Here is a 22805-nt window from a genome sequence, read left to right as displayed (position 1 = left end):
TTTAGTTCAGGGTAACCCACTCAATACCGGGGGTGAAAGCCTCGGAGGTGGTGAAGGTGATCAGGGACAGCTGGCCGTAGGCCGGCATGATCTTGATCACACCGAGCTGGTTGAAGCCGATGTTCAGGTCCCCAGCGTGGTTGGACACGGTAATCTTTATCAGGTCACCCTGGCCGACGACGTGAGAGGTGGTCATATCGCTGGTCCAGGTGTTCCCGGAGATGGACTTCTCGACGTCAGCGGTGTAGGTGTCGTCATCGATGGTCTGGTCCATGCTCTGGTACAGGTTGGTGGTATCGGACAGCAGAGAGATCATGACGTTGTTCATGTTGATCTGGGGGCTGCCAGCAGCGAGCCTGAGGTAGATAGTGATGTTGTCAATGTACTGGTAGTTGGTCTTGTTGACCTGGCCGATGACATCCTGGACAATGAATCCAGAAGCAACATTGTTGATTGCCTGGTCACCAGTGGACTGAGCCTGCTCCCTCACGGTGTTCGCAGTGCTGATCAGTACAGACGCGGCGACCGCGGCCACAAGGACCATCGCGATGAATACGATCATCGTACCGACGCCCATTTCAGCGCGCTTGTCGTTTCTCATTTTTACGAACTTCTTGTTCAATCCCATTTCTAGACCTCCATTCGGTTCTTGCCCGAACAAGAGTATATCATACTCCTTGTTCCGGGACGCTTCGTCTGCATAGATTGCAACGGGCTACCATCCTAGGGATGTAGCTCGCTCTCATCAGGCAGTTAAATCAAAATTCACCTCCGAGATATATAAAAGAAAAGATTTGAAAATCATAACTGATTTGTATTTTTGATACCAAGAAATATTAATTATCAAATAAAACTATGAGATGGTTTCTCAAAGCCAGTTGTTCTTTGGTTCACTCATTTTTTCATATTGCTTCACAGGAATTGAACGGGGAAATACGCGTACGCGATGATCTCGCCGGTGAACGCATACTTGACCTCCACCGACCACTGGCCTTCGGATAAGGCTCCGGACCACCTTCTTAGATCAATATAATCCCCTGAGCTCATAAGACCGTTGCTGTCGGCATCCACCATCTTCACCTGGGTATCATCGATCATAAGCATGATCATGGAGCTGGTATCGTTCAGGTACATCGTCTGGACGGTCATGTCCGGTCCCAGGACGTCTATATAGCAATATGAAAGCTCGGTGCTGGGCGAGATGGTCCCTACCATTAGCTTGATCTCGCTCTCGGACACGTCCATGACAGCGGAGATGGAGCCTGTGGGAGCAGAGTTGATATCGGGAACGATCACGGAACCCTTGGAGACGATGATGTTGCTTGACCGGTGGACCATCTCGAACAGCCACGGTCCCTTAGTGAGATCCCGATAGTTGGACATGATGAAGTACGATCCCTTCTCCAGAGGCCCAGTGGAAGAGATGGTGATATTCGCCAGGCTCTTGGGATCGTTCGAACCCTCCGGCTCCTGTTCGTACACTAGGACGTCATCATGAACATCCGCCAAGCACACATCCCCCAGCGGGGACATAGTCTTGATCCTCACATCTGTGAAACCGATTGGATTGGAGAAGTTGTTGAACTCCACCTTCATTTGGGTGGGGCTGATGTACTTCACATTGAAGGATACGTTCTGAGGTATGTTGGCGGGGGGAGGCCCCTGCATGATGGTGAGCGCAAGATAGATGCCGCTGATCACGATCGAGATGATGAGGGCGATGTTGACCCACAGCAGTATCTTTCTTCTTTCCATTCGAACATGGACTGTCGATTGCTCATAAAAAAAGTTTAGACGACGGTATCAAATCGAATAACATTACCGAACTACGACGACCGTGCAGTTGGCATTCTTGAAGATGGTCTCCGAAACGCTGGTGCCCATGATCTTGGCCAGCCCGCTCTTCTCTCCTGATGAGCCCAATATGATACAGTCAGCATCCAGCTTTTCGGCCGCCAAGAGGATGGTGTCCTGAGGTTCCCCCGCCTCCAACAATGTGGCGATGTCAACGCCCACTTCCGAGGCCCTTATCTTGGCACGGCCCAGGACCCTCATCCCGTTCTTGATGTTCTTATCCTTGTCCTCTTGGGCCTTGGGACTTACTATGTACATGATGTACAGAGTACCACGGAAAGCCTTGGCATAAGCAAAGGAGAACTCGACAGCTTTCTCGGAATGTGGCTTTCCATCTGTGCCTACAATGATATTCATCGGGACCAAATGAATTATATTTCATAAAATATTTAAAAGAAAAGATTAGGAAATCATTTCTGATTCTAAAAAAATCCAGCATGGCCTTCAGCGCTACCGAAGGGACACGTACCTGGTCGTCAGGGTGCTGGGCACATCTAGGATAAGGAAGTTAACGAATCCCTCTGCTGGCGTCAGCGATAACCGCACCTCCTCCCCGCAGGTGATGGCGTTGGGCAGATCGAAGCTCAGCACGAAGATGTCGCCATCACCGATGATGGAGGTGGAGTTGACAAGTCCACCGGAGAGGATGCGCTCGCTGCTGAACCCCCCCTCCCCGCTGGCCAGGAACACGTGGTCCCAGGGGAGCATCAGCTCAATCACCATAGAGCTGAGGTTGACATTCTGACTTCCAGGTCCGATGACGACGACCATCTCCAGGCTCGTGAGGAGCTCGCGTTCGGGATCGCACACTCCCACCACGCTTCTCACGTCGAGGTAGGTAACGGTGTTGTCCAGCGTTTCATCGACCACATCCTGGGCCTGCTCGGCGGTCAGGGAGGTGTTGTCGATGACCATGGAGCCAGCTACCCCGCTAATGGATATCAGAGCGATGAGCATGATGGAGGTACCGATGCCCGCCTCAGCCTTCTTACACCTAAGCGCCCTCAATTTTATCGGCTTTATTGTTATAACAGAGAGTATATAATTATTACCGGGCCCCCTCAAGGGAAGCCTCGCAGAACGGGCACTTCCTCAGGATGCGGTTGGTGGTGCGGTCGCAATTGGGGCATTTGACCTCGAGGAACGCCGCGCAGTAAGGGCAGCGCGAGATCGTGGAATGGAGCACCTTTCCGCACGCCGGGCAACGTATGAAGGCATCGTCGCCGGAGGATGGAGGCGGAGATGTCCTGCCTTTTCCTCTCGAGAACAGGCCGAGCGTGCTCATGGCCATGGTAAGGATGCGGGAACTCATCGGTATCCTTGTGAAGGATATCCACGGATTAAAAAAAATATCGTTTTCCGTATGCGGTCCCCGAGAACAAGTCACTCCTTGCGAATATCCACCAGGGGCTCGATGGTGCTCACCGCCTGGGCAATGGAGACTTGGGGGTCGATGAACATGTCGATCGCTTCCTGGGGACAGCGCTCCACGCACCGGCCGCATCCCTTGCACAGACCGTCATCGATGACGGCTTTGCCCTCCCTTAAGGTGATGGCGCCCACGAAACACGTCCCGTCCTCCACGCATGAACCGCAGCCGACGCACCTATCGGTCACCGTCAAGGACACGCCCGGCATGCGCATGACCCCGCTGCTGATCGATCCGGAGAGCTGAGGGAGCATCTTCCACAGGCAGCAGCACTCGCAGCAATTGCATATCGATAGCAGCTCCTCCTTGGGCCCGGTGTTCAACCACACACTGTCGATCTTGTTGCGGCCGATCAGATGCACCAGTCCCCTCTCCCTTCCCTTGCGCATATGTTCCATGGCCTCCTCCACCGTGGCCATATGCCCCATGGCCGGGGAGATCTTGAGGACCCCTGCGCCCAGGAACACGCATCCCAGGTCCTCAGGGTAGTGCTGGCAGTGGTTTGAGCGCCGGCACATGCAGTGGTTCATGATGAAGATGTACCTTGACTGTTGAAGGAAATGGTCTATCACCTGCGATGGCAGGACTACGTTGGTCTGCGAGACCGGCCTGACCACTTCTATCGTGGTCGCGCGAGTGGACATGGCCACGGTGTCCTTGGGGAGGTAGATCATCCTATCCTCCTCGAAGAACACGAACTCCATGGCCCTGCCCAGGATGGGCAAGCGGGTCATTCGGGCCATCAAGAACCGCTGCTGAAATCCGACCTTGATCATGCGGGATGCGATGTCCGTTCTCGCGCTCACGATACCCGAACAGGATATCGTATCTTATCCCTTGCGCCGATGTTTAGAACCTCAGGTCATAGGCCCATCCAGAATTGATGTACTTAAGAGAATCATGGTCCAAGATTTATATCCATCCAACCGGTTTGTCGGCCCATATGATCGACGAGACCATTCTCTCTGTCCCACTGCTCTTCTCCAGCACGCTGTCCGTTGGCCTTGCGATCATAACATGGAGGATGAGCGACCTTCGCACCAAGAAGCCGTTCATACTCCTCTTGATCGCCATCGCATGGTTATCGACCACGTATCTTCTGGAACTACTGAGCGGTACCATGCCAGAAATGCTGTTCTGGAACGATCTGGAGTATATCTCAAACGTCTTCATTCCACCCCTATTTTTGATCTTCACGTTGATGTTCGTAGGCCGGGACAGTGCGGTGAACCGGAGGAACCTTGCCATCATTTTCGCCGTCCCCACCCTGGCGCTGGCGATGTTGTGGACGAACGATTTTCACCACTCCTTCTATACCTCGGTGGCGCAACCCTCCAGCGCGTACATGCAGACGTTCGTGCCTACCTACGGCCCCTGGTTCTACCTCCTTGTGATATTCTCCTTCCTTATGGGTGCCATAAGCTTCTACCTCCTCCTTACCACCTACTTCCGATCCTCGAGATACCTGCGCCAGCAGGTCGGCATGGTGCTGGGGTCATGCACCCTTCCCGCGGTAGCCGCCATCATCGGCCTCCTGAACCTCACTGAGATCCCCTTCACTTTCCTGATGATCCTGGCGTTCGCCGGGTCCATGGCCCTCCTGTTCATCGGTGCCTACCGCTACGAGCTGTTCAGCATCATACCCCTAGCACTGGACACCGTGGTGAAGAGGATGAAGGATGGAGTGGTGGTGATCGACAACCGCGGCCATATAATCCATATAAATCCCTCTGCGGAGAAGATGCTCGACGCCACCCGAGGAGGCAGGAAGGAGCGTAGGAGCGCGGATACGCTGCCTTTCCTGATGAGCGTGAACCTGGAGGACGCCATCTCCACTGGTCGGTCCCTGGAGGTGTCCATCCCCAAGGATGAGGTGGACCACTACTACGATATCCAGGCGACGGCCATGAACGACCAGAGCGGTGCCCGAACGGGAGTGCAGCTGATCATCAGGGACATCGATGAGGAGAAGAGGATGAAGGACCAGCTCCTGAAGGCGAACACCAAGCTGAGCATCATGTCCATGGTGGTCCGCCATGATACCATGAACCAGGTGGGAGTGATCCACGGTTACAGCGAGCTCATCTCCTCCGGCCATCTTAAGAGCGAGGACATGGCACGTTATGGTGATCGCATCAAGGAGGCGGTCAAGTACATAGAGCGCCAGTTCAACTTCGCCACCGACTATCAGAGCCTGGGGAGATCGGACCCCATGTGGCAGTGGATGCAGTTGGTGCTGGCCAAGGCCAAGACCTCGGGGGCCTCCGAGGGGCTGGACGTACATTCCGACCTGGGGCCGCTCAGCGTCCTCGCCGACCCCATGCTGGAGAAGGTCTTCACCATACTGCTGAACAACAGTCGTAAACACGGCAAGAAGGCCTTCCACATCAACATTGGATACCGGATCGACAACGGCTCCTGCGTCGTGTTCTACGAGGACGACGGTGTGGGCATACCGGCGGATGTGAAGCCGGCGGTGTTCGACAGGGACTTCAACCCCCATGGCAGCATGGGGCTCTATGTCGCCAGTCAGATCATGGTCATGTCCGGAGGGGCCATCCGGGAAGCGGGCGAGGAGGGAAGAGGCGCTCGCTTCGAGCTGATATTCCCGGAGGGGAGCTGGAAGGAGGAGAAGTTCGATATGTCCAGCATCGCCCGGTCCAGCGGGCAATAGGGAGACGATGGAGGTCTTCCGGTCAGTTCAGGTCAGACGAGGCCCTGTCGATTATCGGCGCGCCGCAGAAGGCGCAGCGATGATCGTTCCTGTGATTGGTGCCCCCGCAATACTCGCAACGCACGTGCAGGTCCCTCTCCATGGAGGCAACCCGCCTGCTGGTCCCTCTCCTGACGAACCAAGCCCCGGCGAACAGGGAAGCACCGATCACGAAGAGAGGGACAGACACCCACAGGAAACCCGGCTCCGAAAGCATGGCAGGGAGGAAGAACCCGAAGCTGAAGAACAGCAGCATTCCCCCGATGCCCATCAGGACCAGGCTCTTCACCTCTCCCTCTTCCCGGGTCTTCTTTATAGGGTCCTCGGGGGCGTTGGGATTGACCGTGGCATTGCAGTCTGGACAGTACCTTGTTCTCAAGGGGACCGCGGCCTGGCACTCGGGGCACTGCCGGGTTCTTACGGACATCATCGGTCAACACCGTCAGCGGGCATTTATTCGTAACGCCGTGAGTTCACATTTCAGATAAGGACATCATCGATAGTCTGTGTCCGAACCATTCTCGGGCATTCCAAGGCACCAAGAGGGATAATCGCCACCATGTTTTTTTATCCAGCCCTCACTTGTCGGTGGAAGGGTACGCCATGTCGATCATCCGCTGCGAGGGGGTAGTCAAGACCTATGTCACCGGGGATATCACCGTCCAGGCCTTGAAGGGCATCACCATGGAGATAGAGAAGGGGGAGATGGTGGCCATAATGGGCCCCTCGGGCTGTGGCAAGACCACCCTCCTGAACTGTCTCTCGGGCATTGACGATGTTACCTCTGGCAAGATCTACATCGAGGACCAGGAGATCACCTCGATGAACGACAACTCCAAGACCAACTTCCGCGCCAGGCGGATGGGCTTCATATTCCAGTTCTATAATCTGCTGCCGGTGCTCACGGCCACCGAGAACGTGGAGCTCCCGCTCCTGATCGCCGGCACGCCCCAACAGGAGGCCCGCAGCAAGGCCTTGGAGCTTCTGGATACCGTGGGTCTGTCCCAGCGGGCCGATCTGCGCCCCAATGCCCTGTCCGGGGGCGAGAGGCAGAGGGTGACCATCGCCCGAGCTCTGTCCAATACACCGGCGATCGTTTGGGCCGACGAGCCCACCGGTGACCTGGACGTGCGGACCTCGGATGATGTGGTGTCGCTGATGCGGCGTCTCAACAAGGAGAACGGGCAGACTTTCATCATCGTGACCCATGACCCAGAGGTGGGCGCGAGGTGCGACCGCATCATACACATGCGGGATGGTAACATCGTCACCACCAACGGCAATGTGGAGCACATTGCCGACGAGATAGGTCAGCTGGGGTGAGGCGATCTCCCTCAGAACGGCGTTGGCGGCCATAGTGGCCATCGTCCTTATGGCCGTCGCCCTGGTCACGCTCCCTCTGACCTATGCGGTTCTAGCCATCATCGGCCTCATCACGCTCTTCGTGCTCATTGACGCCTTCGGAAACCGCATCCTCCTGACGATGTCCGTGCGCAATGTCATCAGGAGACCATCCACCACCGCCCTGGTGCTGGGCGGTCTGATGGTAGGGACAGCGATAATCTCCGCCTCTCTGGTCGTCGGAGACACCCTGGACAACATGATCGTGGGCGAGGTCGTTCAGAGCTATGGCGACATCGATTTCACCGTCAGTGGTACGGGGGCAGGTGCCAACAGTACCGGATCGTACCACCTCTCCGAGGTCACCGCTCTCAGGGACTCGGTCCACGGTCTGGGATCGGTGGACGGGGCGGAATGGGTCCTCCAAATGACGATGAACATCAAGGATGCCGTCTCCAATTTATCATCGCCCAACATCGAGGTCATGGGGTTGACGGACGAGGGCCTGCGTGATCTGGGGGGCCTGGTTGCCCTGGATGGCGATATCATCCGCACGGTCCCCTCTGGAGGTCAAGCCTACGTGTCGCCTGACCTCGCGAACAAGTTGGACATCAGTGATGGCCACGACATGCTGCTGGTCCATGACCAATTCCACATCATGATAGTTAATGCCGTCCTGGTACGGGACTCGGGGCTCGCCGGGCTGGGCTCCGATGTGTTCCTCAGTCTCGGGGACCTGCAAACCCTCGGTGACCAGGAGGGGATGGTCAGTACCCTATTGGTGTCCCTCGACGAGGAGGGTCGCCACCATGTGGAGGATGCCCGTACGGACCTGAACGCCACCCTCGTCATGCAGCCGGAACTGAACCTGGAGATCAGCGGGGACCGCGATCGGGCCATCACCGATGGACGGTCGGCGGTGTCCATGTTCATCTCCCTGTTCTTCGTTTTCGGGTCGTTCTCGATAATCGCGGGAATAGCGCTCATCATAAACATCTTCACGATGCTGGGGGAGGAGAGGAAGGGTGAGATGGGAACGGCCCGGGCGGTGGGCATGAAGCGCGGGCACCTGCAGAAGCTGTTCACCTACGAGGGGTGGATCTATGCTTCCATAGCCTCGATCATAGGCACGATGGCCGGCCTGGTCCTGGCATTCGTCCTCATACACGCGGCCACGGCCGTCATCGACATAGGCGGATTGCAGATCAGCAGGTACTTCACCTTCACACCTCTGTCCCTCGTCCTCGCCTACCTGGCCGGCTTCACCCTGACCCTGATCACGGTATACCTGGTCACTTTCAGGATATCGAAGCTCAACATCGTGCGCGCTGTCCGCAACATCCCCGAGCCGCCGAGGCTCAGGGATGATAAGGGCCTGCTGCGCCTCGGCCTGCTCATACTCGCCGTCGGGGTGGTCATCATGCTCGTGGGGATGAACCGCGAGAACCTGGCGGCGGCCCAGAGCGGGCTGTCCCTGGCAACGATGTCCACCGGCCTGCTCCTGCGCAAGTATGCCGGCGATCGCATCGCCTGGACCGTCGCGGGGCTGGCAACCCTGTTCGTGTGGCTTCCAAAGGGCTTTGAGATTTTCCCCTATACCGGCAACATAGAGATGTTCGTGATCGCGGGAGTGTTCATGGTGGTCTCCCTGCTCACAGTGGTCATGTTCAACTCCGACATCATCATCCGCATCTTCACCCGCCTCGTGCCCGCCAAGGGAGGCTACGGGGCGGTGACGATGACCGCCATATCTTATCCGCTGAGGGCAAAGATGCGAACCGCCCTTAGCATCTTCATCTTCGGACTGGTCATCTTCACCATTACCACCCTATCGATGATCTCGGGAATGCTGGGGGTGGGCATTCCAAAGATAATCGACCAGACCTCCGGAGGCTTCGACGTCCTCGCCTTCTCCGGTGTCCCCGTGGACATGTGGGACGGCATCAACTCCACGGATGAGCTGGTGGACAAGGCCAACGTCACCAACATCGTGCAGCTGAGCATGGCCCTACCCAGGGTCACCATCGAGCGTGTGGACCCAGTCACCAACACCTCTGACGAATTGGATCTGTTCTACAGCGTCATAGGTGTGAACGAACGTTTGTACACCGAGGGCCACTATCCCTTGAAGGAGTGGGACCACGACCGCTACGCATCGGAGGCGGAGGTCTGGAACGCGGTGCTTACAGACCCTTCCCTCGCCATCGTGGACGGGTCCGCGGGGGAGGTGGAGAGCCAGTATGGCATGGGCTTCGGCTCCCGGAACCTCGCCGGTGTGAGGGTGAACGATGCGGTGGAAATGACCGACGGGTCTGGACAGAACGTGACGGTCACAGTCGTGGGCATCATGAAGCAGAGCTCCTTCAACGGCATCTTCATGGACCAGAGATTTGTGAGGGAGGAGCTCGGCGTGGAGGGCACCAACCTCTTCCTAATCCAGCTCGCCGCAGACGCCGACGCGGAAAAGCAGGCGGTCCTGCTGCAGAACCAGTTCTGGCAGTACGGAGTGTCTACCATCCCTCTCAAGAGCCTTGCCCAGCAGGTGGTCAGCCAGATAGACGGCATATTCAACCTCATCAAGGCGTTCCTGGCCCTGGGGCTCATCATCGGGATAACCGGTCTAGGCATCATAACCATACGCTCCATAAGGGAGAGGACCATCGAGATCGGCATGATGCGCGCCATCGGCTACACCAGGAGGATGGTGGTCACCAACTTCGCCCTGGAGTCCGCCTTCGTGGCCGTCCTGGGCATCGGCATCGGAACGCTCCTGGGGATCATCGTCGGGTACCAGCTATGGGAATCGGGGTTCCGGGATATGGAGTTCGACTTCATCATCGCGTGGGGTCCGATACTTCTTGTTGGAGGCTTGGCCTTCGTGGCCACGCTTTTAAGCGTGTACCCGGCGGCCAGGGGGGCGAGCAAAGTTTCGCCGGCGGAGGTCCTGCGCTTCGAATAGGCTACATAAGGAAGTGCGCCTAGAAACGCAGGATTGATGATGCTTGGGCACTCTAACAGCTCAGGATGATCGACCGCCGCGCCCTCCATGAGCTGACCTACGGAATGTACATCATCGGCGTTGCGGAAGATGGTGAATATAACGGGCAGGTGTCCAACACCCTGTTCCAGGTAGCATCAGAACCCCTCCTGCTGTCTGTGTGCATCAACAAGGTGAACCGCACCCACGGCATGATCCAGAGGAGCGGTGCGTTCACCGTCTCGGTCCTGAGCACGGCAGCCCCGATGTCCCTCATCAACCTGTTCGGTTTCCACCATGGCTACGATGTCGAGAAGTTCAGGGAGGTCCCGCATCGGTCAGCCGACAACGGCGCCCCCATCGTCCTCTCGGATACCCTCGCCTACATCGAGGTCTCGGTGATCTCCTCGTTGGACGCGGTCACGCACACTCTTTTCCTGGGCAAGGTCACCGATACAGGGATGCTGCTAGGAGGGGAACCGATGACGTACCGCTACTATCGGACCGTACTGAAAGGCCACACCCCGGTCACCGCACCCACCTACCGGCCGCTTGAGCGTCCACCGGAGATAAAGGGATAAAGCATCGAGGCATTATTGTCACAGGGGTATGTCATGTCAGACGACAGCGATGCTCCGGTCAATGAGGTAGGCGGCACCATATCCGCGCTCATGCAACAGCTGATGGTAGGAATACCTGAACTGGCCGGTGGAGGTGCGGAGAGACAGGCATGGGACCTGCTGCATCAGGTCAGGGGCGCCATGCCTCCGGAGGGATCGGACGATCCCCGGACCTTCGTGGTCAATCTTATCGTGATGTCCACAGGCTTCGTGCATCTGGACGGCGATGAGAGCGAGAGGCACGATCGCCTTTTGGCAGCGGACCATCTACTGGTGAACGCTCTCAGAACCGCCTTCGAGGGCGGTGACGATGATGTTCTGGAGATGCGCTTCGAGGAGCTCCGCGACTGCCTGCTCAACATAGAGAGGATCAACGGGAGGAACCCTTCGGTGGAGACGAGGCTGAAGGCCATCCACGAGGGCCTCGTGGACCTGTCCCAGACAATGGGTTTCGCGGTCGAAGTGCCACCTTCGAAATGATCGCCGAGTTTCCCTCATCTTCGCCATTGCGATCCTGAAGCGAAAGAGCAGGCCAGGCTCCACGTACCAATGATAAGGTAAAACCAGGAAAACGAGACCATTTCAGATGCATGTTGAGAAATGTATGACCTGTCATTCCCGCCTGACCGATTTCGTTCATGAGCGCATGGCGCATCCTCTCATCCTTCTCAGGTGCGAGCGTTGAATTTCCATGGATCGTTCTATGTATAGAATCTGATCGTTAACACCCGGACTTGGTGGCCCCCTCCTCGCAGCGCTATTATCCCTCCTCCGCCCATGCCCTCCCTATGGATATGGTCATGATGGCCGGGGCCGCACGCATTCAGCGCCTCCGGGAGGAGTTCCCCGACACGGCGTTCGAGGACGACTACATGGACACCGAGGTCGGTACCCGTGGACTTATAAGGCGTTTGGACCCCAGGGGTGAGGTCACGGAACTGGAGTTCATCGAGCCCGAGGCCTTCTGGGCAGATCCGGACGCCGTAGAGGAATATTCTGAGACCTTGGGAATGGGAATCAAGGTCACGGTCCTGGTATCCGCCTCCGAGGCCCTGGAGGCAGAGGCCTTCCTGCGAGAGGAGGTTGGCGGCGGGATAACTGTCCTGGCATACGAGGACGGGAAGCGGCCCGGGAAAAATCGTTAACGCTCGCACCCCGGCGGAGCCCCCATGGCCATTACGGCCTACCTGGGGGCAATTATTTATCACACCGTGGCATCTTTTCACCGATCATGAGCGAGGATTGGACGGAGCTGTATAGGCCCAAGGGCCTCGATGAGGTCGTGGGCAACCCCAAGGCGGTTCAGGAGCTTAGGGCCTGGGCGGACGCTTGGGAGATGGGAAGGCCGCTCAAGAAGGCCGCCGCCCTCATCGGCACCCCGGGGACGGGCAAGACCAGCGCCGCCCTGGCCCTCGCCAAGGACTACGGCTGGGACGTGGTGGAGATGAACGCCTCCGACCAGCGCAACGCCGATGCCATCAAGGGAATCGCCCTCCGTGGCGCCATGGGGCAGACGTTCTCCTCCACCGGCGAGTACCTGTCCACCAAGAAGGGCCGGCTGAAGCTCATAATCCTTGATGAGGCGGACAACGTCAGCGGCAAGGAGGACCGGGGCGGCATCCCCGCCATAGTGGACCTGGTGAGGTCCACCAAGCAGCCCGTAATTCTCATCGTCAACGACTGGTACGGCCTTACCAAGAAGAGCTCGGTGCTGAAGTCCCAGACAGAGCAGGTGAAGTTCTCCCGCATCAAGAGCGTGACCGTCAGGAGCGTGCTCAGGAAGATATCCAAGGATCAGGGGGTGAGGGTATCGGACCGCGCCCTGGAGATCCTTGCGGACAACTCCGGGGGCGACCTGCGCTCGGCCATCAGGGACCTCCAGGCAGTGGCCTTGGGCAAGGAGGAGGTCACCGACCTCAATACCACGGTGGTGTCACCGAGGGAGGTGGAGAAGACCATGTACACGGTCATGGACGATGTGTTCAAGTCCACCGATGCCCAGGGAGCCCGTCTGCGGATGATGGAGGTGGACGAGACCCCTGAGACCAAGCTCCTGTGGGTGGAGGAGAACCTTCCGGTGGCGTACCGGGACCATCTTGACCTCTATCGGGGAATGAAGGCCGTCGCCCGTGCGGACACCTTCCTCGGACGGGTGCGTAGGCGTCAGCACTATGGGTTCTGGAGCTACGCCGGTGACCTGCTGTCGTTCGGCGTCTGCGCCGCCAAGACCAGGGAGGTCCGGGGCTACATCCGATACAGCTTCCCTATGTACCTGATGAAGATGTCCCGCAGCAAGAGCAATAGGGCGATACAGAGCGGCATCTCCGCCAAGCTGGGAGAGGCCACCCATCAGTCCACTGCCCAGGCTCGGCAGGTGCTGCTGCCGTACTTCAGGACGCTGTTCCAGAACGACAAGGGGTTCCAGTTGAGGACGGCCATAGAGCTGCAGCTCGAGGACGAGGAGGTCGCCTTCCTACTGGGAGAAAAGTTAGACTCCAACGCCGTGAAGCACCTGATGAACGACATAAAGAGGGTCCTGGATGCCAAGGAGCAGCATATGGAGCGGGCCATCGAGCGCCCGCACCCGGACGCGGAGATCAGGACCGCGAAGACGGAGGCAAAGCCGCAGCCCGCCCCCTCCCAGAGGACGCTGTTCTGAGGTGTCCATGACCGACGACATGAACCGGGCGCGAGAGAAGCAGCAGTATAAGATGCACGGCGGACACGCTGCGGTGAAGCTCTGCCACTGGATGCAGCAATCCCTCCTTAAGGGCCGCCCTTGCTACAAGGAGGAGTTCTACGGCATCCGTTCCCACCGCTGCCTGCAGATGACCCCCGTGGTGAACCAGTGCAGCCACAATTGCCTGTTCTGCTGGCGGGTGCAGGGTTTCGAGGGCAAGGTGGAGAGATGGAGCGAGCCCGAGGCCATGCTCGACGCGTGCATCGAGGAGCAGCGGAAGCTGGTCTCCGGCTTCGGGGGCGACCAGCGCTGCTCCCGGGAGATGTGGAAGGAGGCCAGGGAGCCGAAGCAGGTGGCCATATCCCTCTCCGGGGAGCCTACCCTCTACCCATATCTCGGCGATCTCATCGAGCTGTGCCACCGCCGAGGGATGACCACCTTCCTGGTCACCAACGGGACCTACCCGGAGGTCCTGGAGAAACTGCATCCTTTACCCACACAGCTGTACGTGACCGTGGCCGCCCCCAACGTCGAAGTGTACAAGCGCCTGTGCGTACCCCGGCAGCCGGACGGCTGGGAGCGTTTGATGAGGACCCTGGAGCTGTTCCCTTCCCTGGACACCAGGACGGTGGTCAGGCATACCCTGGTCAAGGGATGGAACATGGGCTGGGAGGATGAATATGCCCGCCTGGACTCCATCGCCGATCCAATGTTCATTGAGCCCAAGGGCTACGTCTTCGTGGGGGACTCCCGCCGACGCATGCACATGGACAATATGCCCTCTCATGCCGACATAGTGGAGTTCTCCCGCCGCCTGGGGGAGCGGTTGGGCATGGACATACTGAAGGAGAGGAAGGACAGCAGGGTCCTGGTCCAGGGTAGGGACGAGAGCCGCCTGCGTATACCTGGACTATGAATCAACCGTAACCGAATTGCTGTAAGAGTGTAAGAAAAAGGTTCAGGCCGGCAACAGGCCCCAAGACCTAAGCTTATCGCCTGGTATTATCCAAGAGCCGATGCCGGGCCGGCACCCAGTGCCCGCCTCACTTCATGCGGATGGTCTCGAGGTTCATGGGCGCCCGGGTCTCCACGTTGAACTTCTTGTAGATGGAGGATGCCAGGTCAGAGCATTTGTGCTCGTCGCCATGCCCGATGATGATCCTCTCCGGCTTGGGGTCCAGGGAGGCGATGTAGGACATCAGCTGCCTCCGGTCGGAGTGACCGGAGAATCCCTCGGCGACCTCCACGTTGAGCTTGATCTTTACGCTGATGGGCTTCCCCCGCTCGCTGAGCTGTAGCTCGCTCCACCCCTTCTGGATCTTGTTCCCGAGCGTCCCTTCGGCCTGGTACCCGACGAATATGAGCGAGTTCTTGGGCTCATCCGCCCACGCCTTGAGGTACTCCAGGACAGGTCCGCCGTTCATCATGCCTCCAGTTGCCAGCACAATGCAGGGCTCGACGTCATGGCATATGCGCTCCCTCATCTCCGAGGTCTCCACCCTCTTGAATATGGGCGAGAGGAAGGGGTTCTGCCCCATCTGGAAGATCTGGGTGCGGAGCTGGGAGTTGAGGTACTCCGGATAGGCAGTATGGATGGCGGTAGCCTCCCATATCATGCCGTCAAGGTACACCGGCACGTTGGGCAACTTGCTGGTCCGCATCATCTCCTCCAGCACGAGCATGACCTCTTGTGAACGGCCGACCGCGAACACTGGTATGATGGCCTTGCCTCCGTTCTTCATGGTCCGCTCCACTATTTCCTTCAGAGCATTTCCCGCCTCCACCCTCGAGGGCTGAATGTCACGGTAGCCTCCGTACGTGGACTCGATCACCAACGTCTCCAGGCGGGGGAACTTGTTGGCCGTGGGGTTGAAGAGCCAGGTCCGCTCGAACTTCATGTCCCCGGTGAACGCGATGTTGTACAGCCCGTCGCCGATGTGGAAGTGGCACACCGCGGAGCCAAGGATGTGGCCAGCGTTCTGGAACGTCAGCCTGATGTCCGGAGCGATGTCCGTGGTCTCACCGTACTTGAGGGGGATGCAGTGGGCGACCATCTCCCGCACGTGCGAAGAATCATAGGGTGCTTTCTTCCCTTCTCCGAAGGAGACCTTGATGTAGTCCAGCTGCATGAGCGACATAAGGTCCCGGGTCGGAGGAGTGCAGTATATGGGGCCGTCATAACCGTACTTGAACAGTGCCGGCAGCAGGGCGCAGTGGTCCAGGTGAGCATGGGTGATGACGATGGCGTCCAGATTTTCCAGCGGCTGTATCTCGGGGGCGTTGAAGTAGGGAGTGGCCCCTTCCTTGTCCGAGGGGTCCACGCCACAGTCGATAAGGACCTTGCTCTCCCTGGTGCTCAACAGGGTGGCGCTCCTACCGACCTCACGGTAACCGCCCAGGGCGGTCATCCTGACCCACGACTCGCCCTCTATCCGGGGCCGGGCCAATCGCCTTCCCACTTTCTTCAGGAAGGTCTTGCGATCATCCGATATCTGCCGCAGATAGTTGCGGATGTCCGAGACCGTCTTCGACGGCAGGGGCGGGGCGCGCACCACCTTGGGGGCCCACCCCACTTCCTTCTTGATCTCGTTGAGGATGCTGCCATGCTTGCCTATGACCAATCCGGGGGCGATGGCCTCGATGGTGACCTCCCCCGTGTCGTCCTCGAAGTAGATATCGGTGATCTGCGCATCCTCGGGGATGATCTCCCGGATCCGCTTCTCCACCACCTCGGGATCGGCCAGCATTCCTGGGTCAGGGCGAATGGCTACCCTTCGCCTCAGGCCCTGGGCTAGCTGCCTAACGATATCATTGTTGGAGGCGAACTTCTCCATGTCCTGGGTATATATCACTACCACAGGCCCCTCGAACTCGATGGCCGTGATGTTCACGTCGGAAGGAGCGATCTTCCGTATCTGTTCCTTTGCATCCTCTAAAACTCTATCAGCGCTCATGAATTTTTCCAGCTTATTTTATATATTTTAACAAAAGAAGTTAAAAGGTGTTTAAGGGTGTTTGACGAAGCCGACCATCAGCTTCATCTTGGTGGCCCTCTCCAGGGTTTCCTCCGGCGAGAGCTCGCGGAAACCGTCCTTGTTGATAACGGACACCGCGTACCCATCGCCGCTTGCGGAATCCCGCCGCATGGCGGCGTTCAGCGCCCTGATGGCCAGAGAGATGGCATCGTCCTCGGACATGCCCCTCTTGTAGTGGTCCTCCAGGACACCGTAGGCGTAGGGGGACCCGGAGCCTACGGACACATACTCATCGCGGATGGAGCCACCCGCAGCATCCAAGGAGTAGACATGCCCACCGTTGGTGTCGATACCACCGATGATCAGACCCACATAGTAGAACCCGTATGAGCCTCCTCCACCCCTCATGATGTTGGATAGGAGGGTGGCTGCGGAGTTCACGGACATGGGTGCGCCCCTCTTGAGCTTGTATAGCTCCACCTCCGCCTTTATGTACCTGGCAAGCAGCTGAGCATCACCGACCAGACCGGCCACGGTCAACCCCAGGTTGTCATCGATCTTGAACAGCTTACGGACATCCTTGTGGGCGATCACATTGCCCATGGTGGCCCGGTGCTCAGTAGCTAGTACGACACCATCCTTGAACACTATACCGATGGTGGTTGTGCCTGTCTTCAACTCGTCATTAGCCATGACTATCAATCCATAAAATTGGTTAAAAGATGGATTCTAACTTGTTGGTCAACAAATGATGGGGGCCATATTTATACTTTGCTTATCTGGCCTGATAATATCGATAACGAGCAGGAACCGAACCGTTGACGAAAAACGCAGAAGGGAATGGTCCAGGACAGCCAGCTCGCTAATGGTCCCCGGCGATAGACGGTAGCCTTGGCCCCTCTGGAACGATTAACGCAGGTCATCGCCAGACTGCGTTACAAAAGGTGTGATTCTAGGCGTTAATTTTAAATCGGTCTAGTAAGCTGAAGAATGACGGGACAGGTAGCGTATAAGACCACTCCTGTGACACGCACTACACATACCGTGTGCTCCAAACTGGAAATTAGGATGGCTTCGCGTCAGGACTTCCCGTGCCTGCCTGTCTCACAATACTCTTACCTTCTCAGGAACTTTTACTAGAACCAAGTTTTACATCGGCCACATGGCCCAATAGATATGAGCTCCCTCCGCCGCCCAAGGCCCCTGTTATCAGGCGCATTGCGTTGTTGGACTCGTACAAACCCAGAAGTTGCATACTCCCGTCCAGTATGATGGGTACGACCAGAACAAGGAACAGCCAGAAACGGAATCTCGGACGGATCATCATGATGATCAGCATCCCCAGGGCCAGACCCAGGAAGATGCCCACGTCCCGGGCGCAGAAGGGCATCTCGTTCCCGTTCATCGTGAACGAGCGGTCCAGCCTTTGATGGCAGTAGACATCGCCGATGATGTACACAGCCGCGGCCAGTGGGTTCATCTCTTCGATGCTGTCCATGTTGTCGAGGGAACCGGAGCGTCCGCTGAGGTCCGGCACGCTGCCCGCCGGCAAGGTCCAGGGCGAGATGAGGACCACCACGGCCCAGGCGGTGAAGAAGATGAGCATGGCCTTCTTGGCCCCGTGGGACGGGTCCCCGTGCATCGAACCTCCATCTCACCCAGGGAAATAATCGTTTCCCTCCCTGCCTGGGAAAAGGGACTTAAACGGGGACGGTGCATTCCGGGGCACATGATCACGCTTCCTGACGAGATGATCGCCCTCAAAAAGTTCCATGGTCACCTGGGCCCGTTCGCGGTCCTGGGATACCGCATGGGTCAGCTGGCCCGCCGCCGCTTCACCCAGCGTATCTATGCTCGGGTCCACAGCGGCACGGAGAGGCCCCTGTCCTGCCTTGCCGATGGCATCCAGATGTCCTCATGCTGCACCCTCGGAAAGAACAACATCACCCTCCTGGAGGAAAGGCAGGCATGGTCGGAGTTCTCCGACGGGACGGGGCATCTCGATATCCGGGTCCGACCTGAGCTCATAGAGGACATATCCGCGCGTTGCGACCATCATAACGAGGAGGAGATGGCCATGCGTTTCTACTCCCTCTCCGACGATGACCTGTTCGTCGTCACATCAGACCGATCAGCCCCGTTCGGCAGATGACGGAGACCACGACGTAGGTCAGGAAGGCCACTGGGGTTCGTGTCGCGTAGCAGTACACCACACCCTTCCAGCTCCTCTCACCCATTATGAGCACGGTGAAGAACGAAACCAGTAAGGACAGCTCCCCTATGTATATTCCAGTCACCAGCTCTAGGTCCGAGGTCACACCGCCCAAGGAGCCAGCTCTTTCCCGGATGAGGGAGAACAAGGCTCCCGTTACCCCTAAAACCATGGGCGCGAAGAACGTTCCCGTGGACCTCATCATGTCCACCACCCCCCTCAGCCTCTCCTCCACCCTCAACTGGCATCCGCGAAGGTCCGACAACATCTGAGCCAGGTGCAGGGCGATCTGGCCGGCATACATGGGGTCCCGGCGGGCACATTGAAGCATCGTGGCGTAGGCGTTCTCCGCCACCGGCGAGGCCGCCCTCAAGGTCCCATCTTCTACCAGAAGGTCCTCCAGCCTTCTTCCCGTGAGGCGATGGCGGTAGAGAAGTGAGGTGACCATGTCGACGAACACCCCCTCCTTCATGTTCAGGGCCACGCCCTCCAGGGCGCGCTCGGCGGTGCTCCCGGAGACCATGCGGTTCCCGGTCTGGAACAGGGCCGCCGTGGCTTCCTTCTCCATGAGGCCCTTGCCCTTGGAACCGTGGGCGTAGGAACGTAGCCTCCAATATAGGAAGGGACAGGGAGTCAGCACGATCGCTCCGGCTATAGTCAGAGGTCCCAAGTCCAGCAATGTGGCAGCGACAATGGCAGCCCCCCATGCCAGGAGAAGCTGCGGCGGGAAGAGGCTGCGCACATCCTCCTTCCCGAGCACCATCCCCAGGGGGTTTCGGGATAGGATGTTCCAGGCGTAGATCAGAGCTGACGCCGGGATCACCACCAGGAGTATGAACGCCAGGTAGTGGAAGGGGATCGCCGTGGTCGTGGCCTCAGCGCCCATCGAGGTCCCCAGCGACAATAGGGGCAGCAAGGAGAACATCATGATGGGGAGCAAGGTGCCGAGGGAGAACAGCACCATGGTGGGCATGGTCAGGGAGGAGATGTAGGTGTCGACAGCATCCCGGACTCCCGCCAAGGCTACCGCATTGGCCTTGTCCAGCAGGCGGTCCATGCCTTCCTTGGTGCGCTCGCAGGTGGCGGAGATAACCAGATGAAGCGACTGCCTCAGGGAATCGTTCGCATGAGAGAGCGTGGCCGTAAGATCGTCGAGGGCCTCGTTCAGCGAGCTCTTGGCCCGGGTCACGTTGGCCCACAGCGCCTCCTTCAGTCTCTGCGCGAGCACGCCCTCGCCCCGTTCCGCGGCGAATGTCACCGCCTGCTCCAGAGAGGGGTGCACCTGCATGCTCATGGTCATGCACCCTATGATGGACGGTGACTCCCGGAGCATCCTCCGCTCCTCGGCCTGAGCGTAGCTCTCCGGAGCATTGAGGTAAAGTGAGGAGATTGTTATGGGGACCAGCAGGCAAGGGACGAGGCCATAGGCGGCGGTCCCCGCCCCCAGCGCCAGGATCATCACCATAAAGGTCGCCAAGGCGAGCGCCGCAGAGATGATGAACAGGTTCCATCCACCCTTGGCCAGCGTGCCCTCCTCCACCTCGTTGCGGAGCATCCACCGGGCACCGGCCGCGCTCCTCTTTGTCCTCATAACGGTGGAGAAGGACGAAGGCACGGTGACATTTGGTAGAAGGGACGGAAGGCCTGAGAACAACGCTTCCGAAAGGGGCATGTTAAGACCTCCTGTTCACTAGGGAACGGAATTCGTCCACCATCCGCCCATAGTCCCTATCCCCCGAGTCGATGCGGTCCCAGAAGAAGCGGTTGCACCGGAGCACCCATTCTGGTTCCAGGTACTGCAGGCCACCGGAGGCAGCGGAGTCGAGGAGCACTTGGCGCATGTCCGTCCGAGCCTGGATATTGGAAAGAGCTTCATCCATGGACATGTCCCAGGAGGAGGCGATGCGGCGTACGACCGAGGATGCGTTCAGTGCAGAACCTGTGAACGCGCCTTCTTCTTCCAACAGGTTATGGAACTCCGCGGCATCGTTGTTGCGATGGCACTCGGAGATCTCTACCAGGCGACGGACGGAACGTGACGATCCTCCCGGCCGCGACAGGCCCATGGTTAGGACCAGGTCCGTGGCCATGAAGGCCTCCTTGGGTATGCCCATATCATGAACGACCCGCTCGTACACCGAGCTTGCGGATTCCCCGTGGATCGTTCCTAGGACCGATGAGCCGGCCTTTCCCGTGCGCATGCTCTGGTAAAGGGTCTGGGCTTCCTTCCCCCGGACCTCGCCCAGGACTATGGCCGACTCCCCCAGGCGGAGGGAGACCCTCAGCGCCTGATCCGCCATCTCCTCGTTGGTGTGCTCCAGACTGCTCTCCACGAACAGCGATTGGACCTTGTACCCCAGTGCCTGCATCTGCGGGGTGGGGAGCTCGAGGGTGTCCTCGATGGTGAGGATGCGTTGCGACAGGGGGAACTCGAACATCATCGCTGACAGCAGAGAGGACTTCCCTGCGCCCCGGGCCCCGCATACGAGCATAGCGCTGCGTCCGTCGATAAGGAAGGACAGCAATCCGGCCATGGACACGTCGATGGAACCGTTGTATGCCAGCTTCATCAGGGTCCACGGTCTCCGCGAGTGCCTTCGCAAGGCCAGGGCCGTCCCTCCGGGCGACAGCGGAGGCCCGATGACCGTAGCCCTGGACTCGAAGCCCTCGACGTCGGTCTCCAGTACAGGGAAGGCCTCGGAGAAGGGATGGCCGCTCGTCTGCTTGAGCCTCGAGGCGATCTTCTCCACCTCCCTGGAGGAGGCAGTGATGTTGGTGAGGCACCGTCGGACGGCATTGGTACCGTTGACGCCGTTGATGGTTATGTGTAAGGGGTTCTCCGAGGACGGGGCATCCACGAACACGTCCTCAATGCGGTCATCGGAGAGCAGGACCTCGAAAAGGCCCAGGCCCACGGTGTAGCGGACCACGATCTCCGACAGGCGGGATATGTTATCCTCCCTCTCCTCTATCCCCCGTCCTAGCTCAAGCTGTCCCCCGGAGACCATGCTACGCAAGAGCCTGGAGGACGAGCTGTGGACGTGGTCCCGGAGCTCGGCGGCGGATGAGATCAGAGTGGGAGGGGGAAGGTAGGAGATCTTCTGGACGACGCGTGCGAGAGCGGTGATCCAGGGGTCTGGAAGATCGTATTCCCAGGGCCGCACGTGGTATAGGAGCTCTCCACCCTGCTCCTGGGACACCACCTTCACCGTGGTGCCCAGGACCATATAGCTCTCCAGGACCCGGTGGTTGAGGGGCAGGTCAGGGGTGGTCCAGCATCCAGAGAATCCCGGTCTTCTCATGGCCTTCTCGCGCAGCATTGCAGACAGCGCCTGGCTCAGACCGCCTGCTTCCAAGTCCCGGCCGATGCCGTGCGATCGCAGGACAATCCTAGTGGTCATAAGGGCTCACCACTCGGACAGAGGTCTTGCGCATGGACGCCTCGGCCCCATCCAGCATGAGCCGGGCATGGTCGAGGTTGGTCCGGAGGTTGTGCACGCATTGCTCGCACGCCCGGCCGTGGCCGCCCGAGGGGCGAGGGTTCCGGGTGTCCAGCTCCGGGGCGGCGCGGGGAAGGAAATCCACCACTCTGCTCACCACCAGGCGGGGGTTGGAAGAGCAGGCAGCGCAGTCATCGAAGGGTCGATCGAACTGCAACCCGTTGCAGAACCGCACCACATCGGCCACCTTCGACAGGATGTCCACGACCTCCCTTCCGTAACAGATGTGCCAGTCGCGCACCAGGACGATCTCCCGGATGTTGGGCGGGTCGGCCGCTATGAGCCGCAGCACTCCCTTGAGGCAGTGCTGGTCGACCAGGCTCTGGGCCTGGCGGCAGCCTTGGCAGTCGACCACCAGAGTGCCTCCCTCCCTCTTCCCCGAGCAGCCGGTCCGGCCGGGCTGAGGCCTCGCCGGCCGCGCCCTTCCCTTGAGCATGGTAAGAATGTTATTTCTCATGGTCCCGGCCGTTAGCAGGCCTCGTGAGGATATCCATGTTAACCCTA

Annotated in this window: 22 protein-coding genes; 9 read left to right on the top strand and 13 right to left on the bottom strand. The window is 58.7% G+C overall.

The features are described 5' to 3' along the window. Position 1 precedes the first annotated feature (1 nt). From GXX95_06460 to GXX95_06435, 6 genes are all read right to left on the bottom strand, one after another. Positions 2–628: a hypothetical protein gene (locus GXX95_06460; GenBank protein NLT37782.1), complete on the bottom strand. Its 627-nt coding sequence runs from the start codon at positions 626–628 to the stop codon at positions 2–4. Positions 629–912: 284 nt separating this feature from the next. Then, positions 913–1755, bottom strand: coding sequence for a hypothetical protein (locus GXX95_06455; GenBank protein ID NLT37781.1), 843 nt, complete (start codon positions 1753–1755; stop codon positions 913–915). Positions 1756–1818: 63 nt separating this feature from the next. Beyond that, the gene (locus GXX95_06450; protein NLT37780.1) at positions 1819–2211 is read right to left on the bottom strand and encodes a universal stress protein; all 393 of its coding nucleotides are present in this window, start codon (positions 2209–2211) and stop codon (positions 1819–1821) included. A 93-nt stretch (positions 2212–2304) separates the two neighbouring features. Beyond that, positions 2305–2862: a hypothetical protein gene (locus GXX95_06445; protein ID NLT37779.1), complete on the bottom strand. Its 558-nt coding sequence runs from the start codon at positions 2860–2862 to the stop codon at positions 2305–2307. A gap of 40 nt (positions 2863–2902) precedes the next feature. After that, a complete protein-coding gene (locus GXX95_06440) occupies positions 2903–3166 on the bottom strand; it encodes a hypothetical protein (GenBank protein ID NLT37778.1) in 264 nt (87 codons plus the stop codon). 71 nt (positions 3167–3237) lie between these two features. After that, entirely contained in the window at positions 3238–4059 is an 822-nt protein-coding gene (locus tag GXX95_06435; GenBank protein ID NLT37777.1) for a 4Fe-4S binding protein, read from the bottom strand. Positions 4060–4226: 167 nt separating this feature from the next. On the opposite strand from GXX95_06435, the gene GXX95_06430 reads away from it, so the two are divergent. Continuing rightward, on the top strand, positions 4227–5957 hold the full coding sequence (locus tag GXX95_06430; protein ID NLT37776.1) for a hypothetical protein: 1731 nt from the start codon (positions 4227–4229) through the stop codon (positions 5955–5957). Positions 5958–5979: 22 nt separating this feature from the next. On the opposite strand, the gene GXX95_06425 is transcribed toward GXX95_06430, so the two are convergent. Beyond that, complete coding sequence (locus GXX95_06425) at positions 5980–6426, bottom strand: hypothetical protein (GenBank protein ID NLT37775.1); 447 nt, start codon at positions 6424–6426, stop codon at positions 5980–5982. Positions 6427–6599: 173 nt separating this feature from the next. On the opposite strand from GXX95_06425, the gene GXX95_06420 reads away from it, so the two are divergent. The 7 genes from GXX95_06420 to GXX95_06390 all read left to right on the top strand — a co-directional run bounded on the left by GXX95_06420 (position 6600) and on the right by GXX95_06390 (position 14530). Next, on the top strand, positions 6600–7319 hold the full coding sequence (locus GXX95_06420) for an ABC transporter ATP-binding protein (GenBank protein NLT37774.1): 720 nt from the start codon (positions 6600–6602) through the stop codon (positions 7317–7319). A 22-nt stretch (positions 7320–7341) separates the two neighbouring features. Next, positions 7342–10296 (top strand): FtsX-like permease family protein, encoded by a 2955-nt coding sequence (locus GXX95_06415; GenBank protein ID NLT37773.1) that lies wholly within the window; start codon positions 7342–7344, stop codon positions 10294–10296. A gap of 68 nt (positions 10297–10364) precedes the next feature. Next, positions 10365–10895, top strand: a complete 531-nt coding sequence (locus GXX95_06410) for a flavin reductase (protein ID NLT37772.1) — start codon at positions 10365–10367, stop codon at positions 10893–10895. Between the two features lie 33 nt (positions 10896–10928). Further along, positions 10929–11414: a hypothetical protein gene (locus GXX95_06405; protein NLT37771.1), complete on the top strand. Its 486-nt coding sequence runs from the start codon at positions 10929–10931 to the stop codon at positions 11412–11414. Positions 11415–11722: 308 nt separating this feature from the next. Further along, entirely contained in the window at positions 11723–12079 is a 357-nt protein-coding gene (locus tag GXX95_06400) for a hypothetical protein (protein NLT37770.1), read from the top strand. Between the two features lie 86 nt (positions 12080–12165). Next, the gene (locus GXX95_06395) at positions 12166–13593 is read left to right on the top strand and encodes a replication factor C large subunit (GenBank protein NLT37769.1); all 1428 of its coding nucleotides are present in this window, start codon (positions 12166–12168) and stop codon (positions 13591–13593) included. A gap of 7 nt (positions 13594–13600) precedes the next feature. Then, a complete protein-coding gene (locus GXX95_06390) occupies positions 13601–14530 on the top strand; it encodes a 4-demethylwyosine synthase TYW1 (protein ID NLT37768.1) in 930 nt (309 codons plus the stop codon). A 127-nt stretch (positions 14531–14657) separates the two neighbouring features. Here the strand turns inward: GXX95_06390 and GXX95_06385 are convergent, their stop codons facing one another. The 3 genes from GXX95_06385 to GXX95_06375 form a co-directional block, all read right to left on the bottom strand. Continuing rightward, the gene (locus GXX95_06385; GenBank protein ID NLT37767.1) at positions 14658–16568 is read right to left on the bottom strand and encodes a beta-CASP ribonuclease aCPSF1; all 1911 of its coding nucleotides are present in this window, start codon (positions 16566–16568) and stop codon (positions 14658–14660) included. 51 nt (positions 16569–16619) lie between these two features. After that, on the bottom strand, positions 16620–17282 hold the full coding sequence (psmB, locus tag GXX95_06380; GenBank protein ID NLT37766.1) for an archaeal proteasome endopeptidase complex subunit beta: 663 nt from the start codon (positions 17280–17282) through the stop codon (positions 16620–16622). Between the two features lie 430 nt (positions 17283–17712). Further along, positions 17713–18231, bottom strand: a complete 519-nt coding sequence (locus GXX95_06375; GenBank protein ID NLT37765.1) for a DUF2085 domain-containing protein — start codon at positions 18229–18231, stop codon at positions 17713–17715. 87 nt (positions 18232–18318) lie between these two features. Between GXX95_06375 and GXX95_06370 the strand changes: the two genes are divergently transcribed. Beyond that, positions 18319–18741 (top strand): formylmethanofuran dehydrogenase, encoded by a 423-nt coding sequence (locus GXX95_06370; GenBank protein ID NLT37764.1) that lies wholly within the window; start codon positions 18319–18321, stop codon positions 18739–18741. On the opposite strand, the gene GXX95_06365 is transcribed toward GXX95_06370, so the two are convergent. From GXX95_06365 to GXX95_06355, 3 genes are read right to left on the bottom strand one after another with little or no spacing between them, the layout of a single operon-like run. Then, positions 18707–20473: a hypothetical protein gene (locus GXX95_06365; GenBank protein NLT37763.1), complete on the bottom strand. Its 1767-nt coding sequence runs from the start codon at positions 20471–20473 to the stop codon at positions 18707–18709. The two genes, GXX95_06370 and GXX95_06365, sit on opposite strands and share 35 nt — an antisense overlap. 1 nt (position 20474) lies before the next feature. Continuing rightward, complete coding sequence (locus GXX95_06360) at positions 20475–22202, bottom strand: type II/IV secretion system ATPase subunit (GenBank protein NLT37762.1); 1728 nt, start codon at positions 22200–22202, stop codon at positions 20475–20477. Continuing rightward, positions 22192–22758, bottom strand: coding sequence for a hypothetical protein (locus GXX95_06355; GenBank protein NLT37761.1), 567 nt, complete (start codon positions 22756–22758; stop codon positions 22192–22194). Before GXX95_06355 ends, GXX95_06360 begins: the two co-directional genes overlap by 11 nt. Positions 22759–22805 lie beyond the last annotated feature (47 nt).

Source organism: Methanomassiliicoccus sp. (assembly GCA_012719175.1).
GTDB lineage: Archaea > Thermoplasmatota > Thermoplasmata > Methanomassiliicoccales > Methanomassiliicoccaceae > UBA6.
Note: the sequence above shows the minus strand (reverse complement) of the source record. Positions and strands in the feature narration are given on the sequence as shown.